Annotated in this window: 16 protein-coding genes; 15 read left to right on the top strand and 1 reads right to left on the bottom strand. The window is 54.6% G+C overall.

Features of this window, described 5'->3' with window-relative positions; genetic code table 11:
• Positions 1–46: 46 nt before the first annotated feature.
• From prmB to ACSHSR_RS12680, 5 genes are all read left to right on the top strand, one after another.
• The gene (gene prmB, locus ACSHSR_RS12700) at positions 47–991 is read left to right on the top strand and encodes a 50S ribosomal protein L3 N(5)-glutamine methyltransferase (RefSeq protein WP_045283378.1); all 945 of its coding nucleotides are present in this window, start codon (positions 47–49) and stop codon (positions 989–991) included.
• A gap of 96 nt (positions 992–1,087) precedes the next feature.
• Complete coding sequence (gene aroC / locus ACSHSR_RS12695; RefSeq protein WP_208171002.1) at positions 1,088–2,182, top strand: chorismate synthase; 1,095 nt, start codon at positions 1,088–1,090, stop codon at positions 2,180–2,182.
• On the top strand, positions 2,183–3,370 hold the full coding sequence (locus tag ACSHSR_RS12690) for an MFS transporter (protein WP_156019871.1): 1,188 nt from the start codon (positions 2,183–2,185) through the stop codon (positions 3,368–3,370).
• A 42-nt stretch (positions 3,371–3,412) separates the two neighbouring features.
• Positions 3,413–4,540 carry an ATP-NAD kinase family protein gene (locus tag ACSHSR_RS12685; protein ID WP_071476167.1) on the top strand — a complete coding sequence of 376 codons (1,128 nt, stop codon included), beginning with the start codon at positions 3,413–3,415 and terminating at the stop codon, positions 4,538–4,540.
• A gap of 3 nt (positions 4,541–4,543) precedes the next feature.
• Positions 4,544–4,813, top strand: coding sequence for a YfcL family protein (locus ACSHSR_RS12680; protein WP_025010460.1), 270 nt, complete (start codon positions 4,544–4,546; stop codon positions 4,811–4,813).
• 86 nt (positions 4,814–4,899) lie between these two features.
• Here ACSHSR_RS12680 and mnmC1 read toward each other — a convergent pair whose 3' ends face one another.
• Positions 4,900–6,954: an FAD-dependent 5-carboxymethylaminomethyl-2-thiouridine(34) oxidoreductase MnmC1 gene (gene mnmC1, locus ACSHSR_RS12675; protein ID WP_208171003.1), complete on the bottom strand. Its 2,055-nt coding sequence runs from the start codon at positions 6,952–6,954 to the stop codon at positions 4,900–4,902.
• Positions 6,955–7,094: 140 nt separating this feature from the next.
• On the opposite strand from mnmC1, the gene fabB reads away from it, so the two are divergent.
• The 10 genes from fabB to ACSHSR_RS12625 all read left to right on the top strand — a co-directional run bounded on the left by fabB (position 7,095) and on the right by ACSHSR_RS12625 (position 20,091).
• Positions 7,095–8,306 carry a beta-ketoacyl-ACP synthase I gene (gene fabB, locus ACSHSR_RS12670; protein WP_028781220.1) on the top strand — a complete coding sequence of 404 codons (1,212 nt, stop codon included), beginning with the start codon at positions 7,095–7,097 and terminating at the stop codon, positions 8,304–8,306.
• Between the two features lie 165 nt (positions 8,307–8,471).
• Positions 8,472–9,602 carry a 4-phosphoerythronate dehydrogenase gene (locus ACSHSR_RS12665; protein ID WP_107352248.1) on the top strand — a complete coding sequence of 377 codons (1,131 nt, stop codon included), beginning with the start codon at positions 8,472–8,474 and terminating at the stop codon, positions 9,600–9,602.
• The gene (locus ACSHSR_RS12660) at positions 9,603–10,619 is read left to right on the top strand and encodes an aspartate-semialdehyde dehydrogenase (protein WP_025010462.1); all 1,017 of its coding nucleotides are present in this window, start codon (positions 9,603–9,605) and stop codon (positions 10,617–10,619) included.
• Between the two features lie 166 nt (positions 10,620–10,785).
• Positions 10,786–14,025, top strand: coding sequence for a FimV/HubP family polar landmark protein (locus ACSHSR_RS12655; protein ID WP_208251197.1), 3,240 nt, complete (start codon positions 10,786–10,788; stop codon positions 14,023–14,025).
• Positions 14,026–14,157: 132 nt separating this feature from the next.
• Positions 14,158–14,943: a tRNA pseudouridine(38-40) synthase TruA gene (truA, locus tag ACSHSR_RS12650; RefSeq protein WP_479630806.1), complete on the top strand. Its 786-nt coding sequence runs from the start codon at positions 14,158–14,160 to the stop codon at positions 14,941–14,943.
• 68 nt (positions 14,944–15,011) lie between these two features.
• Complete coding sequence (folC, locus tag ACSHSR_RS12645) at positions 15,012–16,283, top strand: bifunctional tetrahydrofolate synthase/dihydrofolate synthase (RefSeq protein WP_144380450.1); 1,272 nt, start codon at positions 15,012–15,014, stop codon at positions 16,281–16,283.
• Positions 16,284–16,455: 172 nt separating this feature from the next.
• The gene (locus tag ACSHSR_RS12640; protein ID WP_044734295.1) at positions 16,456–17,046 is read left to right on the top strand and encodes an SPOR domain-containing protein; all 591 of its coding nucleotides are present in this window, start codon (positions 16,456–16,458) and stop codon (positions 17,044–17,046) included.
• A 107-nt stretch (positions 17,047–17,153) separates the two neighbouring features.
• Complete coding sequence (locus tag ACSHSR_RS12635; RefSeq protein ID WP_025889046.1) at positions 17,154–17,642, top strand: CvpA family protein; 489 nt, start codon at positions 17,154–17,156, stop codon at positions 17,640–17,642.
• A 43-nt stretch (positions 17,643–17,685) separates the two neighbouring features.
• Positions 17,686–19,200 (top strand): amidophosphoribosyltransferase, encoded by a 1,515-nt coding sequence (gene purF / locus ACSHSR_RS12630; protein ID WP_025889048.1) that lies wholly within the window; start codon positions 17,686–17,688, stop codon positions 19,198–19,200.
• 99 nt (positions 19,201–19,299) lie between these two features.
• Positions 19,300–20,091, top strand: a complete 792-nt coding sequence (locus tag ACSHSR_RS12625) for a class I SAM-dependent methyltransferase (protein ID WP_144134679.1) — start codon at positions 19,300–19,302, stop codon at positions 20,089–20,091.
• Positions 20,092–20,256 lie beyond the last annotated feature (165 nt).

The raw sequence follows: 20,256 nt of genomic DNA, 5'->3' as shown, positions 1-20,256 counted from the left end.
TTCAGTTACAATGGGGGCGGAATAAGAATAAAGCCGGAGTCAGATTTTGGATAAGATCTTTGTGGATGAAGCCGTCACCGAATTGCGGACGGTAGGCGACATGTTGCGCTGGGCCGTCAGCCGTTTCAATGACGCCAATGTTTATTATGGTCATGGTACAGATAACGCGTGGGACGAAGCGGTTTCCCTGGTATTTCACGCCCTGCATCTGCCCGATGACATTGGTCAGCAGGTGATCCACGCCAATCTCACCAGCAGCGAAAAACACAAGATAGTTGAGCTTATCATCCGCCGGGTACGCGAGCGCTTGCCCGTACCTTATCTGACCAACACCGCCCGTTTTGCCGGGCTGGACTTCTATGTGGACGAAAGGGTGCTTGTGCCTAGATCACCCATTGCCGAGATGATCCAAAACGGATTCGGTCCCTGGCTCTACAACAAGCCGGTAAGACGGATCCTCGATCTCTGCACTGGCAGCGGTTGCATCGCTATCGCCTGTGCCTATCAGTTTGAAGAGGCTGAGGTCGATGCGCTGGATATCAGCGAGGATGCACTGGAAGTGGCACAGATAAACGTTGAGTCGCTCGGCGTGATGGACAGGGTGTTTCCCATGCAGTCCAATCTTTTCAGCGCAGTGCCACGAGCGCCCCAGTACGATCTGATTGTGTCCAACCCTCCTTATGTTGATGCCGAAGATATTGCCGATATGCCGGATGAGTATCGCCATGAGCCGGAAATTGGTTTGGCGTCCGGTCGAGACGGCCTGGATATCACCAAACGCATTCTGGCCAACGCCGCCGATTACCTCACAGATGACGGTATCCTGGTGGTTGAAGTGGGTAACTCCATGGTGCACCTGATTGAGCTGTTCCCCGATGTGCCTTTCACCTGGGTCAGCTTTGAACATGGTGGTGATGGGGTGTTTGTGCTGACAAAAGATCAGCTAGTTGAAAATCAATCACTGTTCGCCATCTTTAAAGACAGTGAATAATAAAGCGGCCCATTAGCCAATGGGCCAGTAAAGACGAGGTTCGGATGGCCGAACCTCAGCGCTCGGTCATTTTATCTCCAGGGGGAAATTAAGCGGATGTCGGGAAACAGCATAGGTCATAACTTTGTCGTCACCACTTTTGGTGAAAGCCATGGGCTTGCACTCGGCTGCATTATCGATGGCTGCCCGCCAGGGCTTGAGCTGACCGAAGCCGATATGCAGCAGGATCTCGACCGTCGCCGTCCGGGTACTTCCCGCTATACCACAGCCAGGCGCGAGCCGGATCAGGTGCGTATTCTCTCCGGCGTGTTTGAGGGCAAGACCACAGGCACCTCCATCGGCCTGTTGATTGAAAATACCGATCAGCGCAGCCAGGACTACTCCAATATCAAAGATCTGTTCCGTCCCGGGCATGCCGACTATACCTATCAGCAAAAATATGGCCTGCGCGATTATCGCGGCGGTGGCCGCTCCTCGGCGCGGGAAACTGCCATGCGGGTGGCGGCAGGGGCCGTGGCGAAGAAATACCTTAAGGCGGTACACGGCATTGAGATCCAAGGTTATCTCTCCCAGCTTGGGCCTATTTGCGCCGACACTCTGGATATGGCGCAGGTAGAGCTGAACCCCTTTTTCTTCCCCGATGCCTCCAAGCTAGAAGCGCTGGATGACTATATGCGCGAGCTGAAAAAATCCGGTGATTCCATCGGTGCCAAGGTCAGTGTAGTGGCTACCAATGTGCCGGTCGGCCTTGGCGAGCCGGTATTTGACCGTCTCGATGCCGATATTGCCCATGCACTGATGGGAATTAATGCGGTCAAGGGCGTTGAAATCGGTGATGGTTTTGCCGTCGTCAACCAGAAGGGCTCAGAGCACAGAGATCTGATGTCGCCTGCCGGGTTTGACAGCAACCATGCCGGCGGCGTGCTCGGGGGTATCTCTTCCGGGCAACCCATAGTGGCCCATATGGCGCTAAAACCCACTTCCAGTATCAGCGTGCCAGGCAAGAGCATGACAGTGCAGGGCACAGAGGCTGAAGTGGTGACCAAGGGGCGGCATGACCCCTGTGTCGGGATCCGCGCCGTGCCCATTGCCGAAGCCATGTTGGCGATAGTCTTGATGGATCACTTGCTGCGTCATCGGGCCCAAAACCAGGATGTCAGCAGCCTTACACCTGTACTTGGAATGCGATAAATGCGCGGACTGTTTCCCGCAGGGGGACAGCTCGCCTGGCTTTCTGCCTGCTATTTCTTCTTCTTTGGCATACTCGGTGTCATGGTGCCCTATCTGGGGGTATTTTTTGACAACCGTGGTTTCGACGCCGCCGAAATAGGCTTCCTGCTGGCCATACTTATGGCAACCCGCATAGTCGCGCCCAATGTCTGGGCGCTGGTGGCGGATCGCACCGGCATGCGCTCTGAGCTTATCAAGCTCGGCGCCTTTGCCGCCGCCTTGACCTATCTGAGTTTCTTTTATCATGGTGGCTTTCTCTATCTGGCGCTGAGTCTGGCCCTCTATACCTTCTTCTGGAATGCGATTCTGGCGCAGCTTGAGGTAATCACCCTGGAAACCCTGGGGGCTGAAGCCAACAAGTATGGCCTCATTCGCAGTTTCGGCAGTGTCGGCTATATCGTGCTGGTGGTGGGCACAGGCTGGGCCATCAAGGAGTTTGGCCCCGAGGTGCTGCTTTATGTGGGGCTGAGTCTGTTTCTTGGGTTACTGGGCTGTGCCTTACCCTTGCCTTCGAATCGGGCCTCGGCGGGGGCCGTGCAGGATAAGCCGGCACTCAAACTCGGGCGGCCGCTGCTGTGGTTTTTACTGTCTGCCATGTTGCTTCAAGCCAGCGCCGGGCCTTTCTACGGCTTTTTCGTGCTTTATCTCAAGCAGGTGGGTTACACAGAGGCCAGCGCCGGTATTTTTGTGGCGCTAGGAGCAATGGCGGAAATCTTCATGTTTATGATAGCGCCCAGGTTACTCGGTCGCTATGGGGTCAAGACGCTGCTGCTTGTGAGTATAGGCATGACGGCGCTGCGTTGGCTGCTGGTGGCTTTTGGCGCCGAAAGCATGTTGCTTTTGGGGCTCAGCCAACTGCTGCATGCCTTTACCTTTGGTTTGACTCATGCTGCATCCATCCAGTTTGTTCACCGTAATTTTGATATCAGCCACCGCAGCAAGGGCCAGGCACTATACGCCAGTTTTAGCTTTGGCGTCGGCGGCGCTTTGGGTACCTGGATCTGCGGCCTGATTTGGGGCGATGGCAGCGGCGCTTTCTGGTGTTGGGTGTTTGCCGCCGCGTGCGCCTTGCTGTCCATGTTGGCCGTGCTGGCTATTCCGGGTAGCGACTCCAGGCGTCAATCACAGAGTGACCCCATTGACGCCTGATGATTTCTTACAAGAGCAGAGCATCATTTGCCGGAGAGAGTTATGAGTAAAATGTTTCGACTGGGCCTTATCATTAATCCGCTGGCCGGGCTTGGGGGTAGTGTGGCCCTCAAGGGCAGCGATGGTGTGGCAAAAGAGGCGCTGAGCCTTGGCGCCACCCCCAAGGCCGGGCTGCGAATGGAGCAGGCCTTGGCTGTGATAACGCCTTTTGCCGAGCGCCTGCAAATCTATACCGCCTCGGGTAACATGGGCGCCGACCTGGCGCAAAAGCTGGGTTTTCGCACCGAGGTGTGTTACCAGGCGGCGACGGATACCAGTCGCAGTGATACCCAGGCTGCCGCCAAGGCCTTGATGGCGCAGGAGCTGGACTTGCTGCTGTTTGCCGGCGGCGATGGCACGGCAAGGGATATCTATGGGGTTGTCGGTGAGCACTTCCCCGTACTCGGTGTACCGGCCGGGGTCAAAATTCATTCGGGTGTTTACGGCATTACTCCCCATGCATCCGGGTTGGTATTGAAGCAACTGCTGGAAGGCGCCCTGGTGAGTCTGATGAGCGCCGATGTGATGGACATAGATGAAGAGGCCTTCCGCCAAGGCACGGTCAGGGCGCGGCGTTATGGTGAAATGACAGTGCCTGCCGAGCCGCGATATATCCAGGCGGTGAAGATGGGCGGCCGCGAGGTGGATGAACTAGTGCTGGCGGATATTGCCGCCGAGGTGGTCGGCGATATGGAAGATGAGCTCTATATTATGGGCTCCGGCAGTACAGTGGCGGCCGTGATGGAGGAGCTGGGGCTCGATAACACCCTGCTCGGGGTGGATCTGGTGCAGAACAAGACCCTGCTGGCCTCGGATCTTAATGCGGCGCAGTTATTGAGTGCCACTGAAAATCAAAAGGTTAAGTTGGTCATTACCCTGATAGGCGGCCAAGGGCACATTCTTGGCCGTGGCAATCAGCAGTTGTCGCCCGAGCTTATCAGGCGCATTGGCAAGGAAAATATCATCATTCTTGCCACCAAAAGCAAACTAAAAGCACTTGAAGGCAGGCCGCTTATCGTGGATAGTGGCGACCAGAAATTGGATAGCGAACTTAGTGGCTATTATCGAATTGTGACAGGTTACCGGGATTACGTGATGTATCAGGTGGCCAACCCAGACTTAGCGGAGTAGAGCATGTTAGAGAAGTACGAACAGGCATTGGAGCAGTGGATTGGCGAGATAGTGGCCGGCGGTGACGATGATGCCCTGTTTGCCAGTGGTTACCTGCAGGGGCATTTTGCCGTGGTGCTGGCCGAGCTGGAAAACGAGTCAGAGCAAGGGCCGGATGCCTTGAATGAGCGGATGCAGCAATGCCTGAAACTGGCAGCCAAAGAGCTTGAAGATGCCGATTACCGTCTGGTGGATAACGCCTGGTCAGAACTGAAACAGCGGATCGCCGCCTGAGTCTGGTTTGAGCAAGAAAAAGCCCCGTTCGGGGCTTTTTTTGTGTCTGACTTTTTGTGTCTGAAATGATAGCGAATGCAGAGAGTTTACAGCGCCTTGCCTCTGATGAGCTTGCGCATCCACATCCGGTTGGGGTTGAGGCGCTGCAGCAGTGTACTTCCCACAGGCAAAGGCTGATGGCAAAGCTCTGATGCCAGAATTTCCGCCGCCAACGGGCCGGTACTGAGGCCGCGGGAGCCCAAACCACCAAGAACATACAGACCCGGATGCACAGGCGCCTGCGTCTGTTGCCAGTAGCGGGCACTCTCGGGAGTGTGCTGATGTTGCTGATAGCCCTGCATTAGTGCCTCGACATCCGGCGCTTGTCCCAACATGGGGAAGTGATCCCGGGTGACCATACGCACGCCCACTCTGGCACCTTGCCCCATCACCAGCCCCTGGTGCCAGTCGGCATCCGGATAACTCATGGCAATTTTTTGCAGGTTTTCTCTCTGCTCGACTGCGCTGTAGGCCAACTGCTCGGGATCCTTAACATAACTGGCTCCCAGGCAATGAATACCCTCCCAGGCCGGGGTGAGATAGCCCTTGGCGCAGAGTACAGTCTTAAGCGCTTCCAAACCGCCTTGGGTTGCCACTTCACTGACCTGGCCGCGAAAGGGGGAGGCGGGCAGGGCCGAAGTTTGTGGCAGCGCTGTCAGCGAAGCGCCGCTTGCCAGCACCAGTTTTTTGAATGGTCCAAAGCGGCGACCATCGGCTGCACTCAGCCACCAGTGGCTACCTTCTCTTGAAATCTCGCTGATATGGGTTCGGGGTTGAAAGTCACAGTAAGTCGAGTCGACGGCGTATTGGATGGCGGCCTGACACAGGGCTCTGGGACAGACCCAGCCACCCAGAGGGTAAAAAAGACCATCTTCTTTTATATCCAATCCCGCAAGCTCTGTCGCCTCAGTGCTGTCGACCCGGCGCAGAATATCCGAGTGCCAGTTTTGGCCCTCGGCAATCTTATTCAGACGGGCGCGACTTCGCTCATCAAAACCTGTATGCAACACACCGCAAAAGTCATGGGCGATATCGAAACCGGCGGCAGCCAGCGCGGTTATCCGCCGCCGACTAAAGAGAAAACCTTGTTGGAACAGGGTGTTGAGCTCGGATGTTTCCGGAGTCAACAGCGGGTAGAGCGCGCCCTGACGGTTACCACTGGCGCTTTCACCCGCGTTTTCCTCGCTGCAAAATACCTGGCTGGCTTGTTTACGCCCGGCCAGCGACAACGCCAACTGACAGCCGGCCACACCGGCGCCGATAATGGCAACACTGTCATCGGCTGCAAGCGCCGGCTCCCGATAGAGTGGCCAGGGCGCCAGCCGGACACTGCTTTGGTGCCGCAAGGCAAGGCGTTCTGCCTTGGCGATAGGCTCGAGCTCAGTTTGGTGAGTCAAAAGCAGCGATGCCGGGCTGCTAAAATCCGCAGCATTGAGGCCGCTACTGACCATTAAGGGCGCAAATCTTTCTTTTCTTTCCGGTAAGCACAGCAGGGCGGCGCTGTCTTTGGCCAGGCGAGCCATCTGCCAGGCCGCTGCCTCAGAGGGCAAGGACTCGGCAAGCCACAGCCAGTTGTCTATCCAACCTTGATGGCTTAAACCTGGCAGCTCTTTGAGCAGCGCTGCGTCGAATTCAAGATAGAGATCCAGTCTCAGCCTGCCGCCATCGAGCACAAAGCGCTGGCAGCCAGGGAGCGCCATGGGTTTGCCTGCCTGCAGCTCGGCGAGCAAACTCATTACTGCAGTCGTTTGACTCTCGGCGGATGTCGTATTTTCAGCCTTCTGCCATAATTGCAGTTTGTTTTTCAGAAGCTCGAGCGACTCGGCCTGAGAGTTTTTATCGGCGGCGAACAGCAAAAGTTGTAACACAAGCTTGGGATAATCCTGCCTTAGTTGGCTCCAGAGCTGTATCAGCGGTAGCAGGGTTTCGCCGCCTACCGCCGCCAGACATATTTGCCGTCCAAGGGGCTTGTCATCGAGCCGGGTTTGTTGGTAGGGCGCAAGAGTTGTCGCCGGGGCTTGTGTTGTTTCTGCAGATGTGGGATTTTGGCTGCAAGTTTGCGTATTTTCACTGCCGGATGGCCGAAGTTGTTCCTGTTTCACGGGCAATCTTTTACTCTGGAGGCCTTGTTCGGCATTATTTTACCCAAGTTTACGGAAAGCTGACCACTTAAATGCTGTAAAACGGCTAACATGGCGTCAGCAAAAGTAGGTACTGAATTGTACGGAATGGATAGTAAAACATGAAAAGAGTCGTGATCACCGGAATTGGCGTTGTTTCAAGTATCGGTAATAACAAACAAGAAGTGACTGAATCTCTCAAGGCTGGCCGCAGTGGTATCACCCACTCGGATCAGTTTGAGGAGATGCAGCTGCGCAGTCATGTCTGGGGCGACATCAAACTCAATCCCGCAGAGCTTATTGATCGCAAGGCGTTGCGTTTTATGGGTGATGCCGCAGCCTACGCCTATTTGGCTATGCAGCAAGCTATTGAAGACAGCAGTCTGACCGAAGAGCAGTATTCAGATCCTCGTGTGGGTCTTATCGTGGGTACCGGCGGCGCTTCGTCTTCCAACCAGGTTCAGGCGGCAGACACCTTGCGTGCCAAAGGCGTCAAGCGTGTGGGTCCTTATATTGTGCCGCGGATTATGTCTTCTACTGCCAGTGCCTGTCTGGCGACGCCCTTCAAAATTAAAGGGATGAACTATTCCATCAGCTCGGCCTGTGCCACCAGTGCGCACTGTATCGGTCACGCGGTGGAACTTATCCAGATGGGTAAACAGGATATGGTCTTTGCCGGCGGCGCCGAAGAGATCGACTGGACCCTGACCATGGGCTTTGATGCTATGGGCGCCTTGTCGACCAAGTATAACGACACACCGGAAAAAGCCTCCCGCACCTATGATGCCGACCGTGATGGCTTTGTTATCTCAGGTGGCGGCGGCATAGTGATTGTCGAAGAGTTGGAGCACGCGCTGGCCCGTGGCGCCAAGATTTATGCCGAAGTCATCGGCTACGGCGCTTCATCAGACGGTTATGACATGGTTGCCCCAAGCGGTGAAGGTGCGGTGCGCTGCATGAAGATGGCGCTGGAGTCAGTAGATACACCTATCGATTATGTTAACACTCACGGTACTTCTACCCCTGTCGGTGATGTGCGTGAACTGGAAGCCTTGCGTGAAGTTTTCGACGGCCAGATGCCGGCGATTGCCTCAACCAAGTCGCTGACAGGGCATGCCCTGGGCGCAGCCGGTGTTCATGAGGCTATATACAGCCTGTTGATGCTTGAAGGTGGGTTTATCGCGCCTTCCATCAATATCGACAATCTGGACGCGGCCGCAGAAGGTATGCCAATTGTGCGTGAATACCGTGACGCCGAGCTCAACACTGTTATGAGCAATAGCTTCGGTTTCGGCGGCACCAACGCCACACTGGTGATGCGCAAGTACAAGTAAGCGCCTTGATTCAGTGAAACAAGAAGGAAGCCGAATGGCTTCCTTCTTTGCTTGTGAGCTGACGCAGAACTTGTTAGTAGCTTCCTTAAATGTGCGCCGGACTCAGACAAGTCTGCAGGCCGCTGATAGAATAGCGGCTTAATCCACAACAGAGCAGGAAAGTCGATGAAGTTGGTGGTTGATGAAAACATGCCCTATGTGCAGCCCTTGTTTGCCGAGCTGGGGGAGATAGTGGCCGTTGATGGTCGTCATCTGGATGCGGCCACAGTGGCCGATGCCGATGTCTTGCTGGTGCGCTCGGTCACCAAGGTCAATGAGGCGCTGCTGGCAGGCGCACATAAACTTAAGTTTGTCGGCAGTGCCACCATAGGGACAGATCATGTGGACAAGGCTTATCTGGCGTCCCGTAATATTCCCTTTTCCAATGCCCCAGGTTGTAATGCCACCGCAGTTGGCGAGTATGCTTTTATCGCCATGTTGGAGTTGGCCAACAGATTTGATACTCAGCTCAAGGGCAAAACCGTTGGCATAGTTGGCGCCGGCAATACCGGCTCGGCGCTGGCGCGCTGCCTTGAAGCCTACGGAATCAATACCTTGCTCTGCGACCCCTTTCTGGCCAAGGCTGGAGACAGCCGCCGTTTTGTCAGCCTGGATGAACTGATTGCCGGCGCCGATATTGTTAGTCTGCACGTACCTCTGACCCGGGAGGGCGACCATCCTACTTGGTATCTGTTTGACGAGCAGCGACTAGAGACATTGAAACCCGGCTGCTGGTTGCTTAACTGCTGCCGCGGTGAAGTGATAGACAATCGCGCGCTGATCCGGGTCAAGGCCAAACGGCCTGACCTCAAGTTGGTACTGGATGTTTGGCAAGGGGAGCCCAACCCCATGATGGAACTGGTGCCTTTGGTGGAGTTTGCTACCCCGCATATTGCCGGTTACAGCCTGGAAGGCAAGGCCCGGGGCACTTTCATGTTATATCAGGCCTTGATGGCGATACTCAATCGCCCGGCGGACAAGTCGCTTGCCACTCTATTGCCCGAGCGCTGGAATTCCCGGCTCGATATCAGCAGTATGCCCGATGAAAAGGCATTATTGTCTCTATGCCGATTTATTTATGATCTACGTGATGACGATGAAAAATTCCGGAAAATGCTGAAAAACCCCGCAGGTTTTGATGACATGAGAAAAAATCACCGCCATAGGCGAGAATTCAGTGCTTTGACTCTTTCAAACGCCGGGGGTTCTGGGGTAGATTGGTTGTCTCATTTAGGTTTTTCAGGAGTCGGTCTGTAAATGTCGCAGGAATTTAACGTTGTCGTATTGGGTGCCTCAGGGGCTGTGGGTCAAACCATGATAGAAATCCTTGAGGAGCGTAACTTCCCGGTGGCGAATCTGTTTCCACTGGCCAGCAGTCGCAGCGCCGGTGAAACCGTGAGTTTTCACGGTAAACAGGTAGAGATCCTCGATGTGGAGAGCTTCGACTGGACTCAGGCGCAGATAGGTTTCTTCTCTGCCGGTGGTGATGTTTCGGCCAAGTGGGCGCCGATAGCGGCCGATGCCGGTTGTGTGGTGATAGATAACACCTCCCACTACCGTTACGACCTGGATATTCCATTGGTTATTCCAGAGGTCAATCCACAGGCGATTGCCGACTTCCGTAACCGTAATATTATCGCCAATCCCAACTGCTCAACCATTCAGATGTTGGTGGCGCTCAAGCCTATCTATGATGCCTTTGGGATCAGCCGTATCAATGTGGCCACGTATCAGTCGGTTTCCGGTACAGGCAAAAAGGCGATTGAAGAGCTGGCGGGTCAATCTGCCAAGCTGCTGCAGGGCTTGCCTTCAGAGCCCAAGGTTTATGATAAGCAGATAGCTTTCAACGTGTTGCCGCATATAGATAAGTTTATGGAAAATGGCTACACCAAAGAAGAGATGAAGATGGTTTGGGAAACCCAGAAGATCCTCGGCGACAGCGAGGTCTTGGTGAACCCTACCGCGGTACGGGTACCTGTGTTCTATGGCCATTCGGAAGCGATTCATATCGAGACGCTGCAGCCGGTTGATGCCGCGGAAGTCAAGGCGGTATTGCGGGATGCCGAAGGCGTGGTGCTGTTTGAAGATGATGATGATTATCCGACAGCTGTCACCGAAGGTGCCGGTAGTGACCCTGTGTATGTCGGCCGGGTGCGCAAGGATATTTCTCACGATCTGGGTATAGATCTTTGGGTGGTCTCTGACAATATCCGCAAGGGCGCGGCGCTCAACAGTGTACAGATAGGCGAAATCCTAATCCGCGATTATCTCTAGAACTTCTTGTTTCTGTTGAAAAAGCCTGCAAGCAGCAGGCTTTTTTTGTTTTGCAAATGTGAACAGTAGCAGGGCGGACATTTCTGGTTTATAGTAATCTCAATAAATACAAATGCCTAAAGCCAGTCGTCAGTTGGCGAAACCAGCGCTTGAAAGGGAAGAATGGATGAACTTTCGCACTTCATATCTTGTTGGCCTGATGGCCGCTTTTTTTGCCCTGAACCAAGGTACTCTCATTGAACCCGCCCATGCAGAAGGCCTGAAAATTACCGGCCCTGATGGTCAGGTGCGCCAACAGGTACGCCAGTATGGTCCGACTACGCCATCAGACACCTTCTGGAGCATTGCCCAGAAAGTCAGACCGGATTCCAGTGTTAGCATCTATCAGGTCATGGCCGCTATATTTGAGGCCAACCCGCACGCCTTCACCTCCAATAATTACAACAGCCTGGAACGGGGCATGATACTGCTGATCCCTTCCAAAGAGGTGATGCAGGCTATTCCCCAGAGTATGGCCAGAGCCCGTGCCGAGCAGGACGACAAGAGCTGGTCTTCCGGTAAGCCGCTAAAAGCAGATGATGGCAAAATTGAAACTGCCAAAGCCCCCGAGCGTGAAAGCCAAGCCGCAAAAGAGCCAACGCCGGCCACCCAAACTCCTACGGCGGCGCAGCCATCCAAGGTAGCTACAAGTGCCAAGGAAAACAGCGCGCAGCCGAAAGTCAGTGAGCCATCGACTGAGCCAACTCAAGTGGCTGCAGACAAATCGCCAGCCACCACAACCGAAAAAGCAGCCACGGAAGCAACTCCGGAAACGGCCGACGACAACAGCATTGAAGCGCTGCAGAGCCGCAATCTGAGCCTGACCGATGAACTGGGACGCGCGCAGGATCTGCTCACAGTGGCCAATACCGATAACCAAGGGCTGCAAGCGCAAATCGATGAACTGAATCAGCGTCTGTCTGTGTTGGAAGAATCGCTGCAGGCCAGCAAAAAGCAGGAGCAGCAACTCAAAGCCGAAAATGCTGAACTCAAGCAGCAACTTCAAGCTGCCAGTGCTACGGCTAATGAGCCGGACGACCTCTGGCGCAGCCTGATGGACAACCCGTTGTTACTGGCCCTGGCCGCGGCCATACCCGCGGTACTGCTGTTGTTATTGCTATGGAGCATGCTGCGCCGCAGACGTAAACAGAGTGATGCCCAAGCACCACAGACCGAAGCGGCTCCAACGGCTGCCGCGGCTGTCGCCGGCGCGGCCACAGCCGAGATGGCCAATGCCGACGATGAATTGGCGGTGCATCTGGATGATGATCCGGACGATTCCATTGATTCACTGCTGGATGTCGACAGCTCAGCGCTGCAGCCTGAGCCGGAAGTTGAGAGTGACAACGAGCAGATGGACATGGCGCAGGAGATGTTCATCGACTCGGGAGAGGGGGATGACACCCAAGAGGCCGAAGATGAAGGCCAGTCCCTCGATGATCTCTGGGCCGAAGCCATGGGCGAGCAGGAGTCGGGTGAGCAGGAAGACGCCGCAGAGGAAGACTTGGACTCACTGCTGGCCGGATTGGACGATACCGATAAACAGGAAACCATTCCTGAAGAGTTGCAGGCCGAAAGTGTTCCAGCATCAGAGCCTGAGCTCAGTGAAACCTTACCCGAAGATGTGACGGCCGCTTTCGACCAGAGCTTTGAAGCCGAGCTTGAACAGAATCTCAATCTCGAGCCCGAAGAGCAGAATTCCGAGCCTGAATTGGATACAGAGCTGCAGAGTTTGGATCTGGAGAGCCAGGCCGATGACAGCGCTGTAGTCATTGATGAGGATGAAGATCTCAGTGCCGCTATCGCTGCCGAATTGGCAGAAGATGAGCAGGCTGAAGAGACTCTGGATGAGACACAGGAAGCCGATCTCGATGCGCTGCTGGCCGGGTTTGACGTCAATGAAAACACAGAACCTCAAATTGAAGCCGGTACTCAAGTTGAAGACGATAGTAAGACTGAAGCAGAGGAAGATCTTAGCGCTGCCATTGCTGCCGAGCTGGATGAGGATGACTCAGCTGATACCGAGCTGGGCGAAGAAGCAGACATTGATGCCTTGTTGGCTGGATTCGACTCGCCGGCAGCAGAGAGCACTGAAACGGAAGACTTAAGTGACGCTATCGCCGCAGAGCTTGAAGATGACAATGTTGTCATAGACTCCAGCGATACAGAGGCAGACATAGATGCCTTGCTGGCAGGCTTCGATGACTTGGGCGATGCTGTCGAGACTCAAGCGGAAGCAGAGAAGGTTCAAGCTGAGGGAGAGAGTGAAGATCTGGACGCCTTGTTGGCTGGGCTTGCGGATGACGTAATTGCGATAGATAACGTTGATGAGGCGATAGCTGATACTGACGAGGAAGATAGCTCAGAGGTTGAGTCGGGTGATGCCACTGAGCGCAGCGATGCCGAATTGGATGCCATGCTGGCAGGCTTGTCGCAGGTTGAGGACTTGGATGAGCCTAAAAAGTCCGATGAAACCGATACTTTAGCCGATGAGAGCAGGGATACCGACAGCGCGCCACAAAGCGCTCAACGCAGCGACAAGGATTCCGGCTTCTTCGACGATCTCAAGGCCGGCAGCAAGAGCCATGATCCCCATATTCTTGAGTGGGAGCCCTCCGCACCCAAAGAGCCTTTGGTTGAGGAAGAGCCCTCAGCGCCAAAAGAGCCTTCAGCGCAAGAAAAGCAAGAGCCCTCAGCGCAAGAAGAGCCTTCAGCCATAGAAGAGCTCTTGGCTCAAGAGGAACTCTCTAATCAGGAACAGGCTGCTGATGTTGAAGACAGCGTAACAGATACCGAGCAGGCTCTGGATATTGACCTGGCCCAGGATACTGACGACAGTGACAAGAGCCTGAGCGACGATGACCTGTTGGCCGCTTTTTCTGAAAACGTTGCCAAGGAAGCCGAGGCGGATGAGGAATTCAGTCTCGAACTGGATGATGATGACTCGCTGGATCTCGAAGACCATAAACTGACAGTGGATGAAGCACTGGCGGCCCTCGATGCCAAAGAAAAAGGCAAGGTGGCTTCCAGCATGGTACCTGAGCACGATCTCAGCGCCTTCCAGAAGGAAAACGGTTTTATCGATATTGAGCGCCTGCTCAGTGAAGCCGATGAAGGCAACAGTGATACCGACCCCTACAAGGAGCTGGATGTGGATATGGGTGAGCTCGACTCCCTCGTTGGCGCCGCCGCTATGGTCGATGTCGATGATGAGGAAAACTCTGTCAATGCCAAGCTGGACTTGGCGCGGGCCTATATCGAAATCGATGACAAAGACAGCGCCAAGGCATTGCTTAAAGAGGTGGAGCTGGACGGCAACGCCCGCCAGCAAGAGGAAGCTGCAGCCCTGATAAAAACCTTGGGCTAGAGCTCAATCAATACTCAAACGGCGCCTGGAGCGCCGTTTTTTATGCAGTCCGTTTATTGTCCGGGCTTTTTCTTGGAGGCGAATGCTCGCTCTGTGGTAGAATTCGCCGCCTTGAGATCAGGGGAGAAACAGATGCGTATCGCGTTGGGTATCGAATATGACGGCAGCGGCTATTATGGTTGGCAGCGCCAGGCGGAAGTGGATTCAGTTCAGGGGCAGTTGGAGCGGGCCTTATCCATGGTCGCCAATGAGCCGATAGCACTGCAATGCGCCGGTCGCACCGATGCCGGGGTACACGCCACCGGGCAAGTGGTGCATTTTGATACTTCTGCCGTGCGTAAAGAAGGCGCCTGGACCCTGGGCGTCAATGCCAATCTGCCGGACAATATCGCGGTGCGTTGGGCCAAAGAGGTGGATGACAGTTTTCATGCCCGCTTTTCGGCAACCGCTCGCCGCTACCGCTATATTATCTACAACCACAATTTCCGTCCCGGCATTTTGCGTGGTGGCGTCAGCCATTATCACGGCGATCTAGACGAACAGAAGATGCATCAGGCGGCTCAGTATCTGCTGGGCGAGCGCGACTTCACCAGTTTCAGGGCGATCCAATGCCAGTCGCGCACCCCGTTTCGCAATGTGCACAGAGTCAGTGTGACCCGCCATGGTATGTATGTGATAGTGGATATCGAAGCCAATGCCTTTTTGCATCACATGGTGCGCAATATTGTCGGCTCGCTGCTGGAAGTGGGGCTTGGCAATCAGCCGCTGGATTGGCTGGGACAGTTGCTGGAGCTCAAAGACAGAACCAAGGCTGCCCCCACGGCCAAACCCAATGGCCTCTATCTGGTGCATGTCAGCTATCCTGAGCAATATCAACTGCCCAAGTTGGCCATGGGCCCACTGTTTATGCCGGACTGAAACCGTTAGCATGCTGTTGCCGCTACGCTTTTGCTTGCGGCAACATCAAGATTTAAGGGAAGAATCAAATGTCGCAATCATCCGCTCATCCGCATCAGCTACCGGGAGCCAACGCTCCTTTGTCTGTTTGGCTGGACTACCTGCTGGCCATTCATCCGACCGAAATCGATATGGGGCTCGAGCGGGTCACCCAAGTTGCGGCCAGGCTCGGGGTGCTGTCACTGGGCAGCACCAAGGTGATCACTGTTGCCGGTACCAATGGCAAGGGCAGCACCTGCCGTATGCTGGAGCAGATCATGCGCGCGGCGGGTTATCGGGTCGGGGTTTACAGCTCACCCCATATCATCAATTACAATGAGCGGGTGCGAATAGACGACGTCGATGCACCGGATAGCGACTTTATCTCGGCCTTTGAAACCATAGAAGCGGCCAGGGGCGACACCTCGCTGACCTTCTTTGAATATGCCACCCTGGCCGGGTTACTGCTGTTCAAGCAGGCCAAGCTGGATCTGGTTATTCTGGAAGTGGGCCTGGGAGGCAGGCTGGATGCCACCAATATCATAGATGCCGATGTCAGTGTGGTAACCGCCATAGATCTTGATCATCAGGCGTATCTTGGTGACACCCGGGAGTTGGTTGGCCGTGAGAAAGCCGGCATCTTCCGTAAGAACCGCCCGGCGATAGTGGGCGATGCCGAGATGCCTGCCAGCGTAGTTGATGTTGCCAATGAAAAGGGCGCCTTACTCAAGGCGGTGGGGCAGGCATTTTCCTACAGCCAAACCAGCACAGGCTGGGATTTTTGCGGTGAGCACTGGCAGTTTGCAGACTTACCCAAGCCGCAATTACCTCTGCCCAATGCCGCCACCAGCTTGGCTGCGCTGGAACAACTCTGGCCTGAACTCTCCGAAGCGGCGATTCGCTCAGGGCTCGCCAGTGCCAGGCTCAGCGGCAGAATGGAGCATATCAGTGAGGCGCCGCTGATTATTCTGGATGTGGCGCACAATCCCCACGCGGCCCGTTACCTGGCACAAAGGCTGGATGAACTGCAGGCCAAGGGGCGAGTCTATGGCGTTTGCGGTATGCTCAAGGATAAGGATATCGAAGGCGTGATGCAGGCGCTGGCGCCTAGCATAGACAGCTGGTTGTTGGTCACGCTGCATAATGAGCGTGGTGCCGATGCCGGCCGTTTGCGAAAAGCCCTGCCGGATGGCTGTGACGCCCGGGAATTTGAACAGATGCCGGATTGCTGGCAATACCTCAAACCCAAACTCGGCGCCGAAGATGTGGTAATTGTCTTTGGCTCCTTTTACACTGTTTCGGGCTTTAAAGCGCTTATCTAAGGAAGGTGCGAACAAATCCCATGTGTGCTCTGCGTTATCTGACTCAGGCAGGACCCGGCATGCCTTTAGTCAGATGCCTTGAACGCCAATTGCTGTGCAAGCCACTCTCTACAAAAGAGAAGGCCACGAGGACTTATTCGCACTATCCCTTATTGACTGGAAGGAAGATATTTTGTCGACTCAGTTTCATAACCGTCTTGTAGGTACCGTAGTATTGGTCGCCTTGGGGGTGATCTTTTTACCTGACATTCTCGATGGCAAGAAAGAGCGCCAGCAAGAGCAGTTCACTGAAATTCCGCTGCGGCCGGATACCGAATCGCAATTGGCGGAGCCGGGCGAGTTTGAAACCCTGGATGTAGCCGAGACTCTGGACTTGGCACAGGAAACAGACGAGCCTCAGGTTGAAGTCGAACCCGCTCCCGAGGTGAAAGCTACCGAAAACAGTGTTTCCAACACCGCCCAATCCAAGCCACAGGAGGTCAAAAAGACTCCTGAACCCAAGGCCAAACCCAGTGATGCAGCCTGGACTTTACAGCTCGGCGCCTTCAGTAACGCGGCCAATGTCAAAGCCCTGGTAGCCAAATTGCGCAAGGCCGGATTCAGCGCCTATACCTTGCCGGACAAGCCTGTGGACGGAAAGTTGACCCGGGTGTTTGTCGGTCCGGATGTCTCCAGTGATCGCATCAAACAGCAACAGAAGAAGGTTGAAGAGTTGACCAAACTCAAGGGTAAAGTGGTTCGCTATAACCCACAGGAAAGATGACAGTTTGCCCCGAGTCGGCAAGCAATTATTTACGCCCCGGGGGTGAGAATGCTTGCCTTCTCTGGTAGAATCCCGCCGACTTAAATCTTCACCGGATACTTCTACCCATGGTTTGGATAGATTACGCCATCATCATAGTTATCGGATTATCGACCCTTATCAGTCTGATCCGTGGTTTTGCCAAAGAAGCCATGTCGCTGGTGGTTTGGTTCGCCGCCTTTTTCATCGCCAGCCAGTTTTATCAGGACCTTGCCGTTCATATCACTCAAATCAATGATGAGGTGCTGCGAAACGGGGTTGCCATTGCCATCTTGTTTATTGTCACCCTGATAGTGGGGGCCTTGGTGAACTATTTGATCGGCCAGTTGGTCTCCAAGACAGGGCTCTCGGGAACGGACAGAATTCTTGGCCTGTGTTTCGGTGCGCTGCGCGGCGCATTGATAGTCAGTGCCATACTCTTTTTTATGGATGCCTTTACCGGCGCACCCAAAACCGATTGGTGGCAGGGTTCGCAACTGGTGCCCGAATTCGGGGTGGTTATCCAGTGGTTTTTTGACTACCTGGAAAATACCTCAAGCTTTGTACCCAAAATATAAAAAATACAATTATCAGAACATCTTACAATGAGGAAGCTTACCCATGTGTGGTATCGTCGGAATCGTTGGCCGCTCGGCGGTCAATCAGACCATCTATGATGCACTGACAGTGCTTCAACACCGTGGCCAGGATGCTGCAGGCATAGTGACTATCGATCAGAATGCCTTTCGCCTGCGTAAGGCCAATGGTCTGGTCAAGGACGTATTTGAACCCAAGCATATGCAGCGGCTGCAGGGCAACGCAGGCTTGGGCCATGTGCGTTATCCCACGGCCGGCAGCTCCAGTGCCTCTGAAGCCCAACCGTTTTATGTGAACTCTCCTTTCGGGATCTCTCTGGCGCACAACGGCAACCTGACCAATACAGTGCAACTGGCCGAAGGGCTGCGCAACAAGCGCCGCCATGTGAACACCACGTCCGACTCTGAAGTGCTGCTCAACCTGTTGGCCGATGAGCTGGACAAGACCGACAGCCTGACCTTGAGCCCGGATGAAGTGTTCGATGCCGTCTCCCGGGTGCACGCCGATACCCGCGGTGCCTACGCCGTGGTGGCCATGATTATCGGTCAGGGCCTGGTGGCATTTCGCGATCCTTTCGGTATTCGCCCTCTGGTGCTCGGCAAGCACGAGACAGCCTCTGGTACCGAGTATATGGTGGCCTCAGAGAGCGTGGCACTGGATGCCGTTGGTTTCGAAGTGATGCGCGATGTGGCTCCCGGCGAAGCCGTGTATATCACCACAGAAGGTGAGCTGTTTACCCGTCAGTGCGCCGAAGCGCCAAGCTATGCCCCCTGTATCTTCGAATTCGTTTACTTTGCCCGTCCGGACTCCACCATAGACAAGGTGTCAGTCTATGCCAGCCGGGTCAACATGGGCGCCAAGCTGGGTGAGAAGATCCGCAAGGAATGGTATGACCATGATATCGATGTGGTGATCCCTATTCCGGAAACCTCCTGTGATATCGCCCTGGAAATTGCCCGTGGCATGGATCTGCCTTACCGTCAGGGATTCGTGAAGAACCGCTACATCGGCCGTACCTTTATCATGCCGGGGCAGCAGGAGCGCAAGAAGTCGGTCAGACGCAAGCTCAATGCCATCAACGCCGAGTTCAAGGACAAGAATGTGCTGCTGGTGGACGACTCCATAGTGCGTGGTACCACTTCAGAGCAGATCATCGAGATGGCTCGTGAAGCCGGCGCCAAGAAGGTGTATTTCGCCTCGGCCGCGCCCGAGATCCGCTTCCCCAACGTCTACGGCATAGACATGCCAACCTCCAATGAGCTGATTGCCCATGGCCGTGATGCCGATGAAATCGCCCGTCTCATTGGCGCAGATGGCATCATCTTCCAGGACCTGAGCGATCTGGTGGAAGCGGTGCGAATGGAAAATCCGGATATCAAGCGTTTCGAAACCTCAGTGTTTGACGGCCACTACATCACCAAGGATGTGGATCAGGCCTATCTGGATCATCTTACCCAGCTGCGTAACGACGATGCCAAGGCCAACCGCAACAAGGATATAGGTACCAACCTGGAGCTGCATAACGTCTGCCATCCTTGATAAGTCCTCTCTGATAAAGCCAACCCTTGAGGTTGGCTTTTTTCTGTGCCAGTCAGTATGCTGAGCCTCGACTGTTGATGGTGCAGGGAGAGAAGCACAATGGATAAGTACCGGGAAACCGTGGCCACCTTTGACAAAATGGCGCTTCCCTATCGGGATAAGTTTGCCGGCAACGATTGTTATGACTCGGCCCATAACCGATTTGCCTCCTTGCTGAAGCAGTATCAGGCCTGTGCCGGACGGCGCCTGCGGTTACTGGATATCGGTTGTGGCCCAGGGCATGTCAGCGGCATGTTGGCAAAAAGGGTGCCTGAGCTCGAGATAGTGGGTATAGATGCGGCGCCGGCTATGGTGGCACTTGCCAGTGAATTGTTACCCGAGGGACGTTTTTATCGGCTGGATAGCCGCGAGCTTGGTTGTCTTTCGTCGCTGCTTGAAGCTGATGCCGTGCAGGCTATCGCAACCTTAGATGTGCCTGAAAGTGCAGCTACGCCCCTAAGCCTTGGGGTTTCTGATGGCTCTAATACCCTTGATGACTTTAATGCCCTTAATGGCTTAGACACGCTAGAGGGTTTTGATGCAATAGTTCTGCTCTTCGTCACGCCTTATCTTGAACGTCAGGATGTGATTGCCTTACTGCAAGACTGCCGTGCGCTACTGAATGACGGCGGGCTCCTGTATCTGGCCTCCATGGAGGATGACTATCAAGAGTCCGGCTATCAAAGCTCCAGCGCAGGAGACAGGGTATTTATCCACTATTATCCCGAAGTGTTTTTCGTCAGTGAGTTGGCCGCGGCCGGGTTTGAGCTCATCGACAGCCTGCGTAAACCCTATCTGGAGCAGGGCGAGGTCAAGGCCACAGATCTGTTTCTCTACGCCAAAGCCGTGTAAAAACAAAGGCGCTTCAGAGGCTGATAGCGCCTGAGCTTTTCAGGTAAAACGCTTATTTTGCCCGCTACTTTTTGTTCACTACTTTTTGTTCACTGCTTTTTATCACGACTGTTGGCTCGTGACTTTTTCTCGTGAATTTGTCTCACGATTTTTTCTCGTGGCCTT

The organism is Shewanella sp. VK101 (assembly GCF_056497865.1).
The sequence above is the reverse complement of the archived record's forward strand: the minus strand, read 5'-3'. Positions and strand labels throughout refer to the sequence as shown.